Raw genomic sequence first — 15,175 nt, 5'->3', positions numbered from 1 at the left:
CGGCTGAGCGTCGCGCGCGGCGACCGGAGACCAGTGCCAGAGACGATCCTCCTCGGACCGCAGCGGTTCACCACGACGGTGCAACCGGTCGTGCGGTCCCTCGACGTGCCCGGGCGCGTCGCCGTCGTCAACGCCGGCTGGGAGGAGCGCGAGTCCGATGACGCCGAGCTGAACGGCCTGCTCGACGGCCGTGGTGTCAACCTGCGCCTGTACCACCGGATGATCGACGTGCTCACGAAGGACCGGCGGGTCGCCGCCGCCGCGCTCGCCTTCCGCGACCGCCAGGACGAGCTGCGTGCCTTCTACGGCATCCGGCTGCAGAGCGCCGTCGACGCCGTTCACGCGGTTGCCCACCGCACCTCGCTGCACGGTGTCGGCCCGGTGGCCGTCGAGGCGGCGATCGAGGCGGTGCGCGACGTCGACCGCTGGTACTCCGCCGAGCTCGCCGGCCTGTACGCCGCCACGTTCGAGCGCACGCCGCGCGAGGAGAGCGAGCTCATCGGCTGGCACCGGGGCGAGATCGGCGCCGTCCTCGACGAGTGCGGGGCGCTCGTCGTCGCCGGCGGCGACGTGCGCACGCTGCTGCGCACGCTGCGGCTGTTCGACGTGACGCTGCGGGCCGAGCAGCACGTCGTGGCGTGGTCGGCCGGTGCGATGGTCCTCACCGACCGGGTCGTGCTCTTCCACGACCACACCCCGCACGGCGTCACGGCCGCGGAGGTGCACGACACCGGGCTCGGACGCGTCCCCGGGCTGCTCGTCCTGCCGCACGCCCGACGCCGGCTGCGCCTCGAGGACCACGAGCGCATGTCCGTGCTGGCCCGGCGTTTTCCCGAGCACCGGCTCGTGCTGCTCGACGACGGCGCGGTGGTGCGCCTCAAGGCCGGTGCGCCCCCGGCGGCCGACCCGTTGCCGGAGGGGACGCGCTACCTCGACGTCACGGGGCACGTCGCCGTGGAGGGGGCCGCATGAGCACCCCGACACGCCTGGCCGTCAACGGCCTGCGCGACCGCGTCCCGCTGGACGGCCCGGCCATCGACCGGTTCATCGCCCGGTGGGGGTGCCCGATCATCGAGGGCGAGCGCGCCACCTTCCTCTACCGTGGCGACGTCGACGAGGCGTGGATCCGCCACCGCGTCGTCGGGCTGCCGGACCCCTTGCCGCTCAAGCGGATCGGCGAGTCCGACCTGTGGGCCGTCACGACCGTGCTCCCCGAGGGCTCACGCGTCGAGTACCAGGTCGAGATCCGCAAGGGGGATCACCACGAGCGCTTCAACGACCCGCTCAACCCCCGTCTGGCGCACAGCCCGATGGGGTCCTCGTCGGTGTGCGCGGCGGTCGGCTACCGCGTCCCGGACTGGGTCTCGTTCGACCCCGAGGCGCGGCAGGGCACCCTCGTCGAGGAGGTCGTGCGCAGCAAGGCCCTGCGCCGCGACCAGCCCGTCCAGATCTACCTGCCCGCGCGGTTCAACCGGGCGCAGCGCTACCCGCTCCTCGTCGTCCACGACGGCACGGACTACCTCGAGTACGCGGCGATGCGGACCGTGCTCGACAACCTCATCCACCGGCTCGACGTCGACCCGCTCGTCGTCGCCTTCGTGGCGCCGCGCGACCGGCTCAAGGAGTACCCGAACCACGCGCCCCACGCCCGGTTCGTCGCGCGCGAGCTCGTCCCCCTGCTCACCGAACGGCTGCCGCTGGAGGACGCGCCCGAGGCCCGCTGCCTCATGGGTTCCTCGTTCGGCGGCATCGCGTCGCTGTCGACGGCCGTGCGCTACCCGGGGCTCTTCGGCTCTCTCGTGCTCCAGTCGGCATCCCTCGTCTTCACCGACATCGGGTTCGACCACGGCGGCGGGCCGGCGTTCGACCCCGTCGTGAAGTTCGTCAACCGGTACAGGGCACGGCCGACGGCGGTCGTGGACCGCATCCACATGTCGTGCGGCGTCTACGAGCCGCTCATCACGCCGAACCGGTCGATGGTGCCCGTGTTCCGGCACACCGGCATGCGGGTGCGGTACACCGAGGCCCGCGACGGCCACAACTGGGAGAACTGGCGCGACCGCCTCGGCGACGCGCTGACGTGGGTCTTCCCGGGGCCGCAGAAGTTCGTGTACGAGTGACGACACACGTCGAGGGCAGGAGCTGACGCATGAAGGTGACGGACCGCTGGTACTCCGACCGGCTCGGGCAGGACATCACGGTGGCCCGCTGGGGCACGTGGGGTGCGCCGGTGCTCCTGTTCCCGACGGCGGGCGGCGACGCCGAGGAGGTCGAGCGGCACCGGCTCGTCGACCACCTCATGCCGCTCGTCGACGCCGGACGCGCCAAGGTGTACTCGTGCGACAGCGTCGCGGGCCAGGCGATGGCCGAGCGCCGCGGGTCCACCGAGTACCGGATGGCCCTCTTCAACGCCTTCCACGACGCCGTCGCCTCCGAGATCATCCCGGCGATCCACTCCGACAGCGGCGGCCGGATGCGCGTCGTCGTCGCCGGGGCCTCGATCGGCGCCTTCAACGCGCTCGCGGTCACGTGCCGCTACCCGCACCTCGTCGACGCCGCCGTCTGCATGAGCGGCACCTACGCCATCGAGAAGTTCATCGGGGGCCGCTTCACGGAGGACCTCTACTTCAGCTCGCCGCTGCACTTCCTGCCCGACCTCGACGGGCCGGACCTCGAGGCGCTGCGCCAGCGGATGGTCGTCCTCGCGTCGGGCAGCGGTCGGTGGGAGGACGTCGGCGAGGCCTGGGCGGTCGCGGACGTCCTCGGGGCCAAGGGCATCCCGAACCGGGTCGACGACTGGGGGCCGACCTACGACCACGATTGGCCGACGTGGTGGCAGATGCTGCCGACCTACCTCGACGACCTGCTGCCGTGACGCCATGACGCCGTGACGCGTGACGCCGTGACGCGTGACGCGTGACGCGTGACGCCATGACGCCGTGATCGCGCCGTCGGTACGCTCCGAGCATGAGCCGGATCTTCACGACGAGCGTCGCGTCGGTGTACCCGCTCTACGTCGCGAAGGCCGAGCGCAAGGGCCGAACGCGGGCCGAGGTCGACGAGGTCATCGAGTGGCTGACCGGCTTCGACGACGCCAGGCTCCGCGAGCACCTCGAGGCCGGCACGACCTTCGAGGAGTTCTTCGCGGACGCCCGGCTCAACCCGAACGCGGCGAAGATCACCGGGGTCGTCTGCGGCGTCCGGGTCGAGCAGGTCGAGGACCCGCTCATGCAGAAGATCCGGTACCTCGACAAGCTCGTCGACGAGCTGGCGAGGGGCAAGCCCCTGGGCAAGGTCCTCCGCGCCTGAGGGCCACGCCCGGTCAGTCGTCGAAGGTATTCCAGCAGATCGGGCTGCGCAGGCGCTGGTCGTCGAGGACGAGCTCGCGGATGGCATCGGGGAGCCGGTCGCGCTGCCAGTCCCGCTCGCGCAGCCGCGCGGCCTCCGCCTCGTCGCCGGGGACCGACGCCGACGCGGCACGGATCGCGTAGGCGGCCGCGCCGAGCTCGTGCGCGGCGACGTGGGCGACGGCCACGGCCTGGCCGGCCGACAGGGCGGCGAACCGCGCCGGGTCGGGCAGCCCGCGTCCGGCGGCGTTGGCGGTGAAGGCCGCCTGGTGGGCCACGCGCATCGGCACCTCTCCGCGGATCCACGACCGGGTGATGTCGAGGGCCTCGTGGACCCGCCGGTCCCCGGTACCGGCGGCCTCGAAGAGCGGCAGCACGTGCTCGGCGCAGGCGAGCGCCCACTCGGCGAGCAGCCGGTGGTCCTCGTCGGTGAGGGTGCCGCCGCGGCGGATCGTGATGAACCGCGGGTCACGCTGGGTCGGCAGGATCGGCACCCGGCCATTGTGACCCCGACTCGCGCGCTGCTGAACGAAGCGCGCGAAACGTGGGTCCGGCGCGCAAACTTTGGCGCGCGGGAACCCTGGATCGCGCGCTGGTGACGATCTGCACCCTGGCGGTGTTCTTCGGCGTCGATCCAGGAGGAGGTCCTCGCGCGTGCCCGGATGTTTCGCGCGCTGCTGAACGAAGCGCGCGAAACGTGGGTCCGGCGCGCAAACTTTGGCGCGCGGGAACCCGGGATCGCGCGCTCCGACGATCCGCCCACGGCGGAAAGTCCGTGACGGATTATGCTCGCCACCATCTGCAGCCGATCACCAACGCGCACCACGCCCGAGCCCCCCGAAAGGCGGCCCACCCGATGACGGAACCGATGACGTCCGGCCCGGACCTGCGGCTCGCCGTCATCGGCTTCGGCCTGCGTGCCAGCCTCGTCCGGTACGCCCACCGCCCCGGCGAGGGCAGCCGCGTCACCGTCGTGTGCGACACGGCCGAGCGCGGACGCCGCGACGCCGCCGAGCGCGTCGAGGGGGTCCGCCTCGTCGCCAGCCTCGACGAGCTGCTCTCGGGGCAGGTGCGGCCCGACGTCGACGCCGTCCTCGTCCTCACGCCGGACCACCTCCACGCGGACCACGCCGTGCGCACCCTCGAGGCGGGGCTGCCGACCTTCGTCGAGAAGCCGCTCGCGACGACCGTCGAGGACGCCGACCGCATCCTCGCGGCCGCTGCGCGCAGCCGCACCCGCCTCTACGTCGGGCACAACATGCGTCACCTGCCGGTGGTCCGGGCCATGCGCGAGGTCGTCGAGGCCGGCACGATCGGGGCCGTCAAGGCGGTCTGGTGCCGCCACTTCGTCTCGGCCGGCGGCGACTACTACTTCAAGGACTGGCACGCCGACCGCACCCGCACGACGGGCCTGCTCCTGCAGAAGGGCGCCCACGACATCGACGTCATCCACTGGCTCGCCGGGGCCTACACCCGACGCGTCGCGGCCGTGGGTGACCTCGCCGTCTACGGTGCCATCACCGACCGGCGCGACAACTCGGACCGGCGGATGGCGGACTGGTACTCGCTCGAGAGCTGGCCACCCACCGCTCAGCGCGAGCTGCACCCCGTCGTCGACGTCGAGGACATCTCGATGGCCAACCTCGTCCTCGACGGCGGCGTGCTCGCCAGCTACCAGCAGTGCCACTTCACGCCCGACTACTGGCGCAACTACACGGTCATCGGCACGAGGGGCCGCCTCGAGAACTTCGGCGACGGCCCCGGCGCGCGCGTCAAGGTGTGGACCCGGCGCACCGACACCTACCGCGAGGACGCCGACGAGGTGATCGAGATCCCGCCGGCCGACGCGACCGGGCACGGCGGCGCCGACCCGCTGCTCGTGGCCGAGTTCGTCCGGTTCGCCCGCGAGGGCGGCCCGACGATGACCTCACCGGTCGCCGCGCGCGAGGCCGTGGCGGCCGCGGTGTGCGCGACGGCGTCGCTGCGCTCGGGTGGCGGGGCCGTCGACGTGCCGTGCCTCGACGCGGACGTCGCGGGGTGGTTCGCGACCGGGCAGGCCTGAGGCCCGTCACCCTCGCCGGGGCGCCGCCCTGAGCGGACCGGGTCCGTACCGGTCCGTCCGCCGCCCGGCGCAGACGTCGACGGTGGCCGTGGGCGGGGCCGGATAGACTGCGCCGCACAGTACCGGGCGTCGTCCGGCAGGCGCGGCGGCCGGGCCGGCACCGTCCACCGCCTCGCCGGTCCCCGTACGGGTCGGCCCCTTGAGCAGCGAAGGAACCCCCCGTGCCTCGACGCGTCGCCCGCCACGCAGCGGTCGCTGTCGCCGGGCTCGTCGCGCTGCTCGCGTCCGCCTGCACCGATGCCACGCCGGGCGCCGGCCCGACGGCAACCGGCACCGCCGTCACGTCGCCGGCCACGGCGCCCGCCCCGACGGAGACGACCCGGGAGCCGCTCGTCGTCGACACCGTCTTCGACCACGCGACCCTGGACCCGACGCGCCAGTTCGACCGCAGCGGCCTGCTCGTGTCGAAGGCGGTCTACCAGACCCTGACCGACCTCGACCGCACCGACCCGACGAAGGTCGTCCCGGGCATCGCCGAGTACACCCTCTCGCCCGAGGGCCGGTGGCTGACCATGCGCCTGCGCCGGGGCCTCGTGTTCTCCGACGGCACCCCGGTGACCACCGACGACGTCGTCTTCACCCTCCAGCGCGCGCAGGGCCTCGGCGGCACGGCGTCGGCCATCCTCGGCACCGTCAACATCGTCAAGGTCGACGACCGCACCTTCACGCTCAGCTCGCCGCGGTCGAACTTCGCGCTGCCGGCGATCCTGGCCAACCCGGCGTTCGGCATCCTCAACTCGGCGGCGGTCAAGGCCAACGGTGGCGCCATCGGCCCCGGCGACACCGCGGCCCGCTACCTGTCGGGGCACTCGGCCGGCTCCGGTCCCTACGTGCTCACCTCGGCCACGTCGGGCCGGGTCACGCTCGCGGCGAACCCCGTGTGGACCGGCGCGCCCCCTGCCTTCTCCGAGGTCGTGCTGCGCGACGTCGCGCCCCGGGACCAGGTCGGGGACGTCCGGTCCGGACGCGCGGACGTCGCCCTCGACCTCTCACCGGCGCAGGCCGCGGCCCTGACGGCCGCGGCGACCGCCACCTCCACGTCCACCTCCACGGGCGGCGCACCGGCCACCGGCACCGCGCCCGCGTCGGGCACGGCGGCACCGGGGCCGGACGGGACGACGGGCACGGCGACGGGCACGACGACGGGCACGACGACGAACGGGACGACGGGCGACGCGCCCCGTCCCGTCGCCGTCACCGCGTCGAAGTCCTCGACGCTCGCCTTCCTCTCGCTCTCGCGCAACCCGTTCGTCAACCGGTGGACCGCCGACCCGTCCTTCGTCGAGGCGGTGCGCAAGGGTCTCGACGTCGACGCCCTGGCCCGGGCCGCGGGCGACGCGCACGCGGCCGCCGGCCTCGTGCCCTCAGGCATCGTCGGCTCGCTCGAGGACGGCGCCGTCCCGACGGTGCCTCCCGCTCCGACGCACACGGGCGACTCCACCGGCACCCCCGCCCCGCCCGGGGCGACGCCGTCGGCGCCCGGCACCGGCGACACGGGTCACACCGGTGGCACCGGCACGCCTGCCCCGGGTCGGACGGGTGCCTTCCCGCCGCCGACCGCCGTCCGCACCGCCGCACCTCGCGACCTCGCGGGCGCCCGTGCAGCGCTGCGTCGCTCGGGCTACCGCGGCGAGCCGGTCCCGCTCACCTATGCCGTCGACGTGCCGATCGCGGGCATCCAGCGCAGCACCATCGCGGCGCAGGTCCGGGACCAGCTCGCCGAGGTCGGCATCCGCGTCGTCCTCGACCCCAAGCCCTCGTCGAGCGCCCTCACCGCCTACCGGTCGGGCCGCAGCGCGTTCGGCCTGTGGAGCTGGAACCCCGACTACCCGGACCCGGAGAGCTACCTCGCCTTCGCCCCGGGCGAGCTCGTCGGCCTGCGCGCCGGCTGGCAGCGCGGCCAGGACGCCCTCGTCGACGGGCTGACCGAGGCGGCGCGCGAGTCCGTCGGTGACGACCGCCCGGGCGCCTACGCAGCCTGGCAGGTCGCGATGAACGAGCGGGGGCCGTTCGTGCCGCTCCTGCAGCCGATGACGCACGTGGCGACCGGGCCGCGCGTGCACCGGGTCCCGGCCAACCCGGTGTGGACCGTCGACCTCGCGGCCATCTCCTGACGCGTCACGGCACCCGTCGCTGGCACGCGTCCCGTAGCGTCGGGGCATGAGCACCGTCCCGCACGTGCGCGGCCCGGTCGCCACGTGCGTCATCGGCTGCAGGAGCGGCACGAACGGCCCCCGCTCGTTCATCGCGACCTGCCAGGCTGCGTAGGCGCCCGGGCGGTCGTCACCGACGGACTCGCGCGCCGCCTCGGTCAGCCCGTCGACGAGGGCGTCCTGGCCGCGCTGCCAGCCGGCGCGCAGGCCGACGAGCTCGCCCGGGGCGAAGGCGAGGTAGCTCTCCGGGTCCGGGTAGTCGGGGTTCCAGCTCCACAGGCCGAACGCGCTGCGGCCCGACCGGTAGGCGGTGAGGGCGCTCGACGAGGGCTTGGGGTCGAGGACGACGCGGATGCCGACCTCGGCGAGCTGGTCCCGGACCTGCGCCGCGATGGTGCTGCGCTGGATGCCCGCGATCGGCACGTCGACGGCATAGGTGAGCGGGACCGGCTCGCCGCGGTAGCCCGAGCGACGCAGCGCTGCACGGGCGCCCGCGAGGTCGCGAGGTGCGGCGGTGCGGACGGCGGTCGGCGGCGGGAAGGCACCCGTCCGACCCGGGGCAGGCGTGCCGGTGCCACCGGTGTGACCCGTGTCGCCGGTGCCGGGCGCCGACGGCGTCGCCCCGGGCGGGGCGGGGGTGCCGGTGGAGTCGCCCGTGTGCGTCGGAGCGGGAGGCACCGTCGGGACGGCGCCGTCCTCGAGCGAGCCGACGATGCCTGAGGGCACGAGGCCGGCGGCCGCGTGCGCGTCGCCCGCGGCCCGGGCCAGGGCGTCGACGTCGAGACCCTTGCGCACCGCCTCGACGAAGGACGGGTCGGCGGTCCACCGGTTGACGAACGGGTTGCGCGAGAGCGAGAGGAAGGCGAGCGTCGAGGACTTCGACGCGGTGACGGCGACGGGACGGGGCGCGTCGCCCGTCGTCCCGTTCGTCGTCGTGCCCGTCGTCGTGCCCGTCGCCGTGCCCGTCGTCCCGTCCGGCCCCGGTGCCGCCGTGCCCGACGCGGGCGCGGTGCCGGTGGCCGGTGCGCCGCCCGTGGAGGTGGACGTGGAGGTGGCGGTCGCCGCGGCCGTCAGGGCCGCGGCCTGCGCCGGTGAGAGGTCGAGGGCGACGTCCGCGCGTCCGGACCGGACGTCCCCGACCTGGTCCCGGGGCGCGACGTCGCGCAGCACGACCTCGGAGAAGGCAGGGGGCGCGCCGGTCCACACGGGGTTCGCCGCGAGCGTGACCCGGCCCGACGTGGCCGAGGTGAGCACGTAGGGACCGGAGCCGGCCGAGTGCCCCGACAGGTAGCGGGCCGCGGTGTCGCCGGGGCCGATGGCGCCACCGTTGGCCTTGACCGCCGCCGAGTTGAGGATGCCGAACGCCGGGTTGGCCAGGATCGCCGGCAGCGCGAAGTTCGACCGCGGCGAGCTGAGCGTGAAGGTGCGGTCGTCGACCTTGACGATGTTGACGGTGCCGAGGATGGCCGACGCCGTGCCGCCGAGGCCCTGCGCGCGCTGGAGGGTGAAGACGACGTCGTCGGTGGTCACCGGGGTGCCGTCGGAGAACACGAGGCCCCGGCGCAGGCGCATGGTCAGCCACCGGCCCTCGGGCGAGAGGGTGTACTCGGCGATGCCCGGGACGACCTTCGTCGGGTCGGTGCGGTCGAGGTCGGTCAGGGTCTGGTAGACCGCCTTCGACACGAGCAGGCCGCTGCGGTCGAACTGGCGCGTCGGGTCCAGGGTCGCGTGGTCGAAGACGGTGTCGACGACGAGCGGCTCCCGGGTCGTCTCCGTCGGGGCGGGCGCCGTGGCCGGCGACGTGACGGCGGTGCCGGTTGCCGTCGGGCCGGCGCCCGGCGTGGCATCGGTGCAGGCGGACGCGAGCAGCGCGACGAGCCCGGCGACAGCGACCGCTGCGTGGCGGGCGACGCGTCGAGGCACGGGGGGTTCCTTCGCTGCTCAAGGGGCCGACCCGTACGGGGACCGGCGAGGCGGTGGACGGTGCCGGCCCGGCCGCCGCGCCTGCCGGACGACGCCCGGTACTGTGCGGCGCAGTCTATCCGGCCCCGCCCACGGCCACCGTCGACGTCTGCGCCGGGCGGCGGACGGACCGGTACGGACCCGGTCCGCTCAGGGCGGCGCCCCGGCGAGGGTGACGGGCCTCAGGCCTGCCCGGTCGCGAACCACCCCGCGACGTCCGCGTCGAGGCACGGCACGTCGACGGCCCCGCCACCCGAGCGCAGCGACGCCGTCGCGCACACCGCGGCCGCCACGGCCTCGCGCGCGGCGACCGGTGAGGTCATCGTCGGGCCGCCCTCGCGGGCGAACCGGACGAACTCGGCCACGAGCAGCGGGTCGGCGCCGCCGTGCCCGGTCGCGTCGGCCGGCGGGATCTCGATCACCTCGTCGGCGTCCTCGCGGTAGGTGTCGGTGCGCCGGGTCCACACCTTGACGCGCGCGCCGGGGCCGTCGCCGAAGTTCTCGAGGCGGCCCCTCGTGCCGATGACCGTGTAGTTGCGCCAGTAGTCGGGCGTGAAGTGGCACTGCTGGTAGCTGGCGAGCACGCCGCCGTCGAGGACGAGGTTGGCCATCGAGATGTCCTCGACGTCGACGACGGGGTGCAGCTCGCGCTGAGCGGTGGGTGGCCAGCTCTCGAGCGAGTACCAGTCCGCCATCCGCCGGTCCGAGTTGTCGCGCCGGTCGGTGATGGCACCGTAGACGGCGAGGTCACCCACGGCCGCGACGCGTCGGGTGTAGGCCCCGGCGAGCCAGTGGATGACGTCGATGTCGTGGGCGCCCTTCTGCAGGAGCAGGCCCGTCGTGCGGGTGCGGTCGGCGTGCCAGTCCTTGAAGTAGTAGTCGCCGCCGGCCGAGACGAAGTGGCGGCACCAGACCGCCTTGACGGCCCCGATCGTGCCGGCCTCGACGACCTCGCGCATGGCCCGGACCACCGGCAGGTGACGCATGTTGTGCCCGACGTAGAGGCGGGTGCGGCTGCGCGCAGCGGCCGCGAGGATGCGGTCGGCGTCCTCGACGGTCGTCGCGAGCGGCTTCTCGACGAAGGTCGGCAGCCCCGCCTCGAGGGTGCGCACGGCGTGGTCCGCGTGGAGGTGGTCCGGCGTGAGGACGAGGACGGCGTCGACGTCGGGCCGCACCTGCCCCGAGAGCAGCTCGTCGAGGCTGGCGACGAGGCGGACCCCCTCGACGCGCTCGGCGGCGTCGCGGCGTCCGCGCTCGGCCGTGTCGCACACGACGGTGACGCGGCTGCCCTCGCCGGGGCGGTGGGCGTACCGGACGAGGCTGGCACGCAGGCCGAAGCCGATGACGGCGAGCCGCAGGTCCGGGCCGGACGTCATCGGTTCCGTCATCGGGTGGGCCGCCTTTCGGGGGGCTCGGGCGTGGTGCGCGTTGGTGATCGGCTGCAGATGGTGGCGAGCATAATCCGTCACGGACTTTCCGCCGTGGGCGGATCGTCGGAGCGCGCGATCCCGGGTTCCCGCGCGCCAAAGTTTGCGCGCCGGACCCACGTTTCGCGCGCTTCGTTCAGCAGCGCGCGAAACATCCGGGCACGCGCGAGGACCTCCTCCTGGATCGACGCCGAAGAACACCGCCAGGGTGCAGATCGTCACCAGCGCGCGATCCAGGGTTCCCGCGCGCCAAAGTTTGCGCGCCGGACCCACGTTTCGCGCGCTTCGTTCAGCAGCGCGCGAGTCGGGGTCACAATGGCCGGGTGCCGATCCTGCCGACCCAGCGTGACCCGCGGTTCATCACGATCCGCCGCGGCGGCACCCTCACCGACGAGGACCACCGGCTGCTCGCCGAGTGGGCGCTCGCCTGCGCCGAGCACGTGCTGCCGCTCTTCGAGGCCGCCGGTACCGGGGACCGGCGGGTCCACGAGGCCCTCGACATCACCCGGTCGTGGATCCGCGGAGAGGTGCCGATGCGCGTGGCCCACCAGGCGGCCTTCACCGCCAACGCCGCCGGACGCGGGCTGCCCGACCCGGCGCGGTTCGCCGCCCTGTCGGCCGGCCAGGCCGTGGCCGTCGCCCACGTCGCCGCGCACGAGCTCGGCGCGGCCGCCTACGCGATCCGTGCCGCGTCGGCGTCGGTCCCCGGCGACGAGGCGGAGGCCGCGCGGCTGCGCGAGCGGGACTGGCAGCGCGACCGGCTCCCCGATGCCATCCGCGAGCTCGTCCTCGACGACCAGCGCCTGCGCAGCCCGATCTGCTGGAATACCTTCGACGACTGACCGGGCGTGGCCCTCAGGCGCGGAGGACCTTGCCCAGGGGCTTGCCCCTCGCCAGCTCGTCGACGAGCTTGTCGAGGTACCGGATCTTCTGCATGAGCGGGTCCTCGACCTGCTCGACCCGGACGCCGCAGACGACCCCGGTGATCTTCGCCGCGTTCGGGTTGAGCCGGGCGTCCGCGAAGAACTCCTCGAAGGTCGTGCCGGCCTCGAGGTGCTCGCGGAGCCTGGCGTCGTCGAAGCCGGTCAGCCACTCGATGACCTCGTCGACCTCGGCCCGCGTTCGGCCCTTGCGCTCGGCCTTCGCGACGTAGAGCGGGTACACCGACGCGACGCTCGTCGTGAAGATCCGGCTCATGCTCGGAGCGTACCGACGGCGCGATCACGGCGTCATGGCGTCACGCGTCACGCGTCACGCGTCACGGCGTCACGCGTCACGGCGTCATGGCGTCACGGCAGCAGGTCGTCGAGGTAGGTCGGCAGCATCTGCCACCACGTCGGCCAATCGTGGTCGTAGGTCGGCCCCCAGTCGTCGACCCGGTTCGGGATGCCCTTGGCCCCGAGGACGTCCGCGACCGCCCAGGCCTCGCCGACGTCCTCCCACCGACCGCTGCCCGACGCGAGGACGACCATCCGCTGGCGCAGCGCCTCGAGGTCCGGCCCGTCGAGGTCGGGCAGGAAGTGCAGCGGCGAGCTGAAGTAGAGGTCCTCCGTGAAGCGGCCCCCGATGAACTTCTCGATGGCGTAGGTGCCGCTCATGCAGACGGCGGCGTCGACGAGGTGCGGGTAGCGGCACGTGACCGCGAGCGCGTTGAAGGCGCCGATCGAGGCCCCGGCGACGACGACGCGCATCCGGCCGCCGCTGTCGGAGTGGATCGCCGGGATGATCTCGGAGGCGACGGCGTCGTGGAAGGCGTTGAAGAGGGCCATCCGGTACTCGGTGGACCCGCGGCGCTCGGCCATCGCCTGGCCCGCGACGCTGTCGCACGAGTACACCTTGGCGCGTCCGGCGTCGACGAGCGGCATGAGGTGGTCGACGAGCCGGTGCCGCTCGACCTCCTCGGCGTCGCCGCCCGCCGTCGGGAACAGGAGCACCGGCGCACCCCACGTGCCCCAGCGGGCCACCGTGATGTCCTGCCCGAGCCGGTCGGAGTACCAGCGGTCCGTCACCTTCATGCGTCAGCTCCTGCCCTCGACGTGTGTCGTCACTCGTACACGAACTTCTGCGGCCCCGGGAAGACCCACGTCAGCGCGTCGCCGAGGCGGTCGCGCCAGTTCTCCCAGTTGTGGCCGTCGCGGGCCTCGGTGTACCGCACCCGCATGCCGGTGTGCCGGAACACGGGCACCATCGACCGGTTCGGCGTGATGAGCGGCTCGTAGACGCCGCACGACATGTGGATGCGGTCCACGACCGCCGTCGGCCGTGCCCTGTACCGGTTGACGAACTTCACGACGGGGTCGAACGCCGGCCCGCCGCCGTGGTCGAACCCGATGTCGGTGAAGACGAGGGATGCCGACTGGAGCACGAGAGAGCCGAAGAGCCCCGGGTAGCGCACGGCCGTCGACAGCGACGCGATGCCGCCGAACGAGGAACCCATGAGGCAGCGGGCCTCGGGCGCGTCCTCCAGCGGCAGCCGTTCGGTGAGCAGGGGGACGAGCTCGCGCGCGACGAACCGGGCGTGGGGCGCGTGGTTCGGGTACTCCTTGAGCCGGTCGCGCGGCGCCACGAAGGCGACGACGAGCGGGTCGACGTCGAGCCGGTGGATGAGGTTGTCGAGCACGGTCCGCATCGCCGCGTACTCGAGGTAGTCCGTGCCGTCGTGGACGACGAGGAGCGGGTAGCGCTGCGCCCGGTTGAACCGCGCGGGCAGGTAGATCTGGACGGGCTGGTCGCGGCGCAGGGCCTTGCTGCGCACGACCTCCTCGACGAGGGTGCCCTGCCGCGCCTCGGGGTCGAACGAGACCCAGTCCGGGACGCGGTAGCCGACCGCCGCGCACACCGACGAGGACCCCATCGGGCTGTGCGCCAGACGGGGGTTGAGCGGGTCGTTGAAGCGCTCGTGGTGATCCCCCTTGCGGATCTCGACCTGGTACTCGACGCGTGAGCCCTCGGGGAGCACGGTCGTGACGGCCCACAGGTCGGACTCGCCGATCCGCTTGAGCGGCAAGGGGTCCGGCAGCCCGACGACGCGGTGGCGGATCCACGCCTCGTCGACGTCGCCACGGTAGAGGAAGGTGGCGCGCTCGCCCTCGATGATCGGGCACCCCCACCGGGCGATGAACCGGTCGATGGCCGGGCCGTCCAGCGGGACGCGGTCGCGCAGGCCGTTGACGGCCAGGCGTGTCGGGGTGCTCATGCGGCCCCCTCCACGGCGACGTGCCCCGTGACGTCGAGGTAGCGCGTCCCCTCCGGCAACGGGTCGGCCGCCGGGGGCGCACCGGCCTTGAGGCGCACCACCGCGCCGTCGTCGAGCAGCACGAGCCGGTGCTCGGGAAAACGCCGGGCCAGCACGGACATGCGCTCGTGGTCCTCGAGGCGCAGCCGGCGTCGGGCGTGCGGCAGGACGAGCAGCCCGGGGACGCGTCCGAGCCCGGTGTCGTGCACCTCCGCGGCCGTGACGCCGTGCGGGGTGTGGTCGTGGAAGAGCACGACCCGGTCGGTGAGGACCATCGCACCGGCCGACCACGCCACGACGTGCTGCTCGGCCCGCAGCGTCACGTCGAACAGCCGCAGCGTGCGCAGCAGCGTGCGCACGTCGCCGCCGGCGACGACGAGCGCCCCGCACTCGTCGAGGACGGCGCCGATCTCGCCCCGGTGCCAGCCGATGAGCTCGCTCTCCTCGCGCGGCGTGCGCTCGAACGTGGCGGCGTACAGGCCGGCGAGCTCGGCGGAGTACCAGCGGTCGACGTCGCGCACCGCCTCGATCGCCGCCTCGACGGCCACCGGGCCGACACCGTGCAGCGAGGTGCGGTGGGCAACCGCGTGAACGGCGTCGACGGCGCTCTGCAGCCGGATGCCGTAGAAGGCACGCAGCTCGTCCTGGCGGTCGCGGAAGGCGAGCGCGGCGGCGGCGACCCGCCGGTCCTTCGTGAGCACGTCGATCATCCGGTGGTACAGGCGCAGGTTGACACCACGGCCGTCGAGCAGGCCGTTCAGCTCGGCGTCATCGGACTCGCGCTCCTCCCAGCCGGCGTTGACGACGGCGACGCGCCCGGGCACGTCGAGGGACCGCACGACCGGTTGCACCGTCGTGGTGAACCGCTGCGGTCCGAGGAGGATCGTCTCTGGCACTGGTCTCCGGTCGCCGCGCGCGACGCTCAGCCG

13 protein-coding genes and 1 pseudogene are annotated in these 15,175 nt (G+C 73.9%); 7 read left to right on the top strand and 7 right to left on the bottom strand.

Going from position 1 to position 15,175, the window contains the following annotated elements; all coding sequences use genetic code 11:
• The 4 genes from ACR9ZK_RS16115 to ACR9ZK_RS16100 form a co-directional block, all read left to right on the top strand.
• Positions 1–972: type 1 glutamine amidotransferase family protein (locus ACR9ZK_RS16115; protein WP_481342954.1), on the top strand; the 972-nt coding region annotated here is incomplete at its 5' end.
• A complete protein-coding gene (locus tag ACR9ZK_RS16110) occupies positions 969–2,120 on the top strand; it encodes an alpha/beta hydrolase (protein WP_481342955.1) in 1,152 nt (383 codons plus the stop codon). The genes ACR9ZK_RS16115 and ACR9ZK_RS16110, both read left to right, overlap by 4 nt.
• A 29-nt stretch (positions 2,121–2,149) precedes the next feature.
• On the top strand, positions 2,150–2,875 hold the full coding sequence (locus tag ACR9ZK_RS16105; protein WP_481342956.1) for an esterase family protein: 726 nt from the start codon (positions 2,150–2,152) through the stop codon (positions 2,873–2,875).
• Positions 2,876–2,967: 92 nt separating this feature from the next.
• A complete protein-coding gene (locus ACR9ZK_RS16100; protein WP_481342957.1) occupies positions 2,968–3,309 on the top strand; it encodes a DUF2200 domain-containing protein in 342 nt (113 codons plus the stop codon).
• A 13-nt stretch (positions 3,310–3,322) separates the two neighbouring features.
• Here the strand turns inward: ACR9ZK_RS16100 and ACR9ZK_RS16095 are convergent, their stop codons facing one another.
• Complete coding sequence (locus ACR9ZK_RS16095) at positions 3,323–3,841, bottom strand: putative immunity protein (protein ID WP_481342958.1); 519 nt, start codon at positions 3,839–3,841, stop codon at positions 3,323–3,325.
• A 362-nt stretch (positions 3,842–4,203) separates the two neighbouring features.
• Here ACR9ZK_RS16095 and ACR9ZK_RS16090 point away from each other — a divergent pair, with 362 nt between their 5' ends.
• Entirely contained in the window at positions 4,204–5,409 is a 1,206-nt protein-coding gene (locus tag ACR9ZK_RS16090; protein WP_481342959.1) for a Gfo/Idh/MocA family protein, read from the top strand.
• Between the two features lie 221 nt (positions 5,410–5,630).
• Positions 5,631–7,583 carry an ABC transporter substrate-binding protein gene (locus tag ACR9ZK_RS16085; protein WP_481342960.1) on the top strand — a complete coding sequence of 651 codons (1,953 nt, stop codon included), beginning with the start codon at positions 5,631–5,633 and terminating at the stop codon, positions 7,581–7,583.
• Positions 7,584–7,913: 330 nt separating this feature from the next.
• Here ACR9ZK_RS16085 and ACR9ZK_RS16080 read toward each other — a convergent pair.
• Positions 7,914–9,194, bottom strand: a pseudogene (locus ACR9ZK_RS16080) (ABC transporter substrate-binding protein); the annotation flags it as partial.
• A gap of 572 nt (positions 9,195–9,766) precedes the next feature.
• Positions 9,767–10,972, bottom strand: a complete 1,206-nt coding sequence (locus ACR9ZK_RS16075) for a Gfo/Idh/MocA family protein (protein WP_481342959.1) — start codon at positions 10,970–10,972, stop codon at positions 9,767–9,769.
• A gap of 362 nt (positions 10,973–11,334) precedes the next feature.
• Between ACR9ZK_RS16075 and ACR9ZK_RS16070 the strand changes: the two genes are divergently transcribed.
• On the top strand, positions 11,335–11,853 hold the full coding sequence (locus tag ACR9ZK_RS16070) for a putative immunity protein (RefSeq protein ID WP_481342958.1): 519 nt from the start codon (positions 11,335–11,337) through the stop codon (positions 11,851–11,853).
• A 13-nt stretch (positions 11,854–11,866) separates the two neighbouring features.
• Here the strand turns inward: ACR9ZK_RS16070 and ACR9ZK_RS16065 are convergent, their stop codons facing one another.
• The 4 genes from ACR9ZK_RS16065 to ACR9ZK_RS16050 form a co-directional block, all read right to left on the bottom strand.
• Entirely contained in the window at positions 11,867–12,208 is a 342-nt protein-coding gene (locus ACR9ZK_RS16065) for a DUF2200 domain-containing protein (protein ID WP_481342957.1), read from the bottom strand.
• A gap of 92 nt (positions 12,209–12,300) precedes the next feature.
• Positions 12,301–13,026 carry an esterase family protein gene (locus tag ACR9ZK_RS16060; protein WP_481342956.1) on the bottom strand — a complete coding sequence of 242 codons (726 nt, stop codon included), beginning with the start codon at positions 13,024–13,026 and terminating at the stop codon, positions 12,301–12,303.
• 29 nt (positions 13,027–13,055) lie between these two features.
• Complete coding sequence (locus tag ACR9ZK_RS16055) at positions 13,056–14,207, bottom strand: alpha/beta hydrolase (protein WP_481342955.1); 1,152 nt, start codon at positions 14,205–14,207, stop codon at positions 13,056–13,058.
• A partial coding sequence (locus tag ACR9ZK_RS16050; protein WP_481342954.1) for a type 1 glutamine amidotransferase family protein occupies positions 14,204–15,175 on the bottom strand: 972 nt, incomplete at its 5' end. The genes ACR9ZK_RS16055 and ACR9ZK_RS16050, both read right to left, overlap by 4 nt.

Source organism: Monashia sp. HAY1-5C, from assembly GCF_056755255.1.
Note: the sequence above shows the minus strand (reverse complement) of the source record. Positions and strands in the feature narration are given on the sequence as shown.

Excerpts from the sequence above, each read along its gene's own strand:
- ACR9ZK_RS16110 (WP_481342955.1), top strand. The coding sequence starts at position 969 with ATGAGCACCCCGACACGCCTGGCCGTCAACGGCCTGCGCGACCGCGTC.
- ACR9ZK_RS16105 (WP_481342956.1), top strand. The coding sequence starts at position 2,150 with ATGAAGGTGACGGACCGCTGGTACTCCGACCGGCTCGGGCAGGACATC.
- ACR9ZK_RS16100 (WP_481342957.1), top strand. The coding sequence starts at position 2,968 with ATGAGCCGGATCTTCACGACGAGCGTCGCGTCGGTGTACCCGCTCTAC.
- ACR9ZK_RS16090 (WP_481342959.1), top strand. The coding sequence starts at position 4,204 with ATGACGGAACCGATGACGTCCGGCCCGGACCTGCGGCTCGCCGTCATC.
- ACR9ZK_RS16075 (WP_481342959.1), bottom strand. The coding sequence starts at position 10,972 with ATGACGGAACCGATGACGTCCGGCCCGGACCTGCGGCTCGCCGTCATC.
- ACR9ZK_RS16065 (WP_481342957.1), bottom strand. The coding sequence starts at position 12,208 with ATGAGCCGGATCTTCACGACGAGCGTCGCGTCGGTGTACCCGCTCTAC.
- ACR9ZK_RS16060 (WP_481342956.1), bottom strand. The coding sequence starts at position 13,026 with ATGAAGGTGACGGACCGCTGGTACTCCGACCGGCTCGGGCAGGACATC.
- ACR9ZK_RS16055 (WP_481342955.1), bottom strand. The coding sequence starts at position 14,207 with ATGAGCACCCCGACACGCCTGGCCGTCAACGGCCTGCGCGACCGCGTC.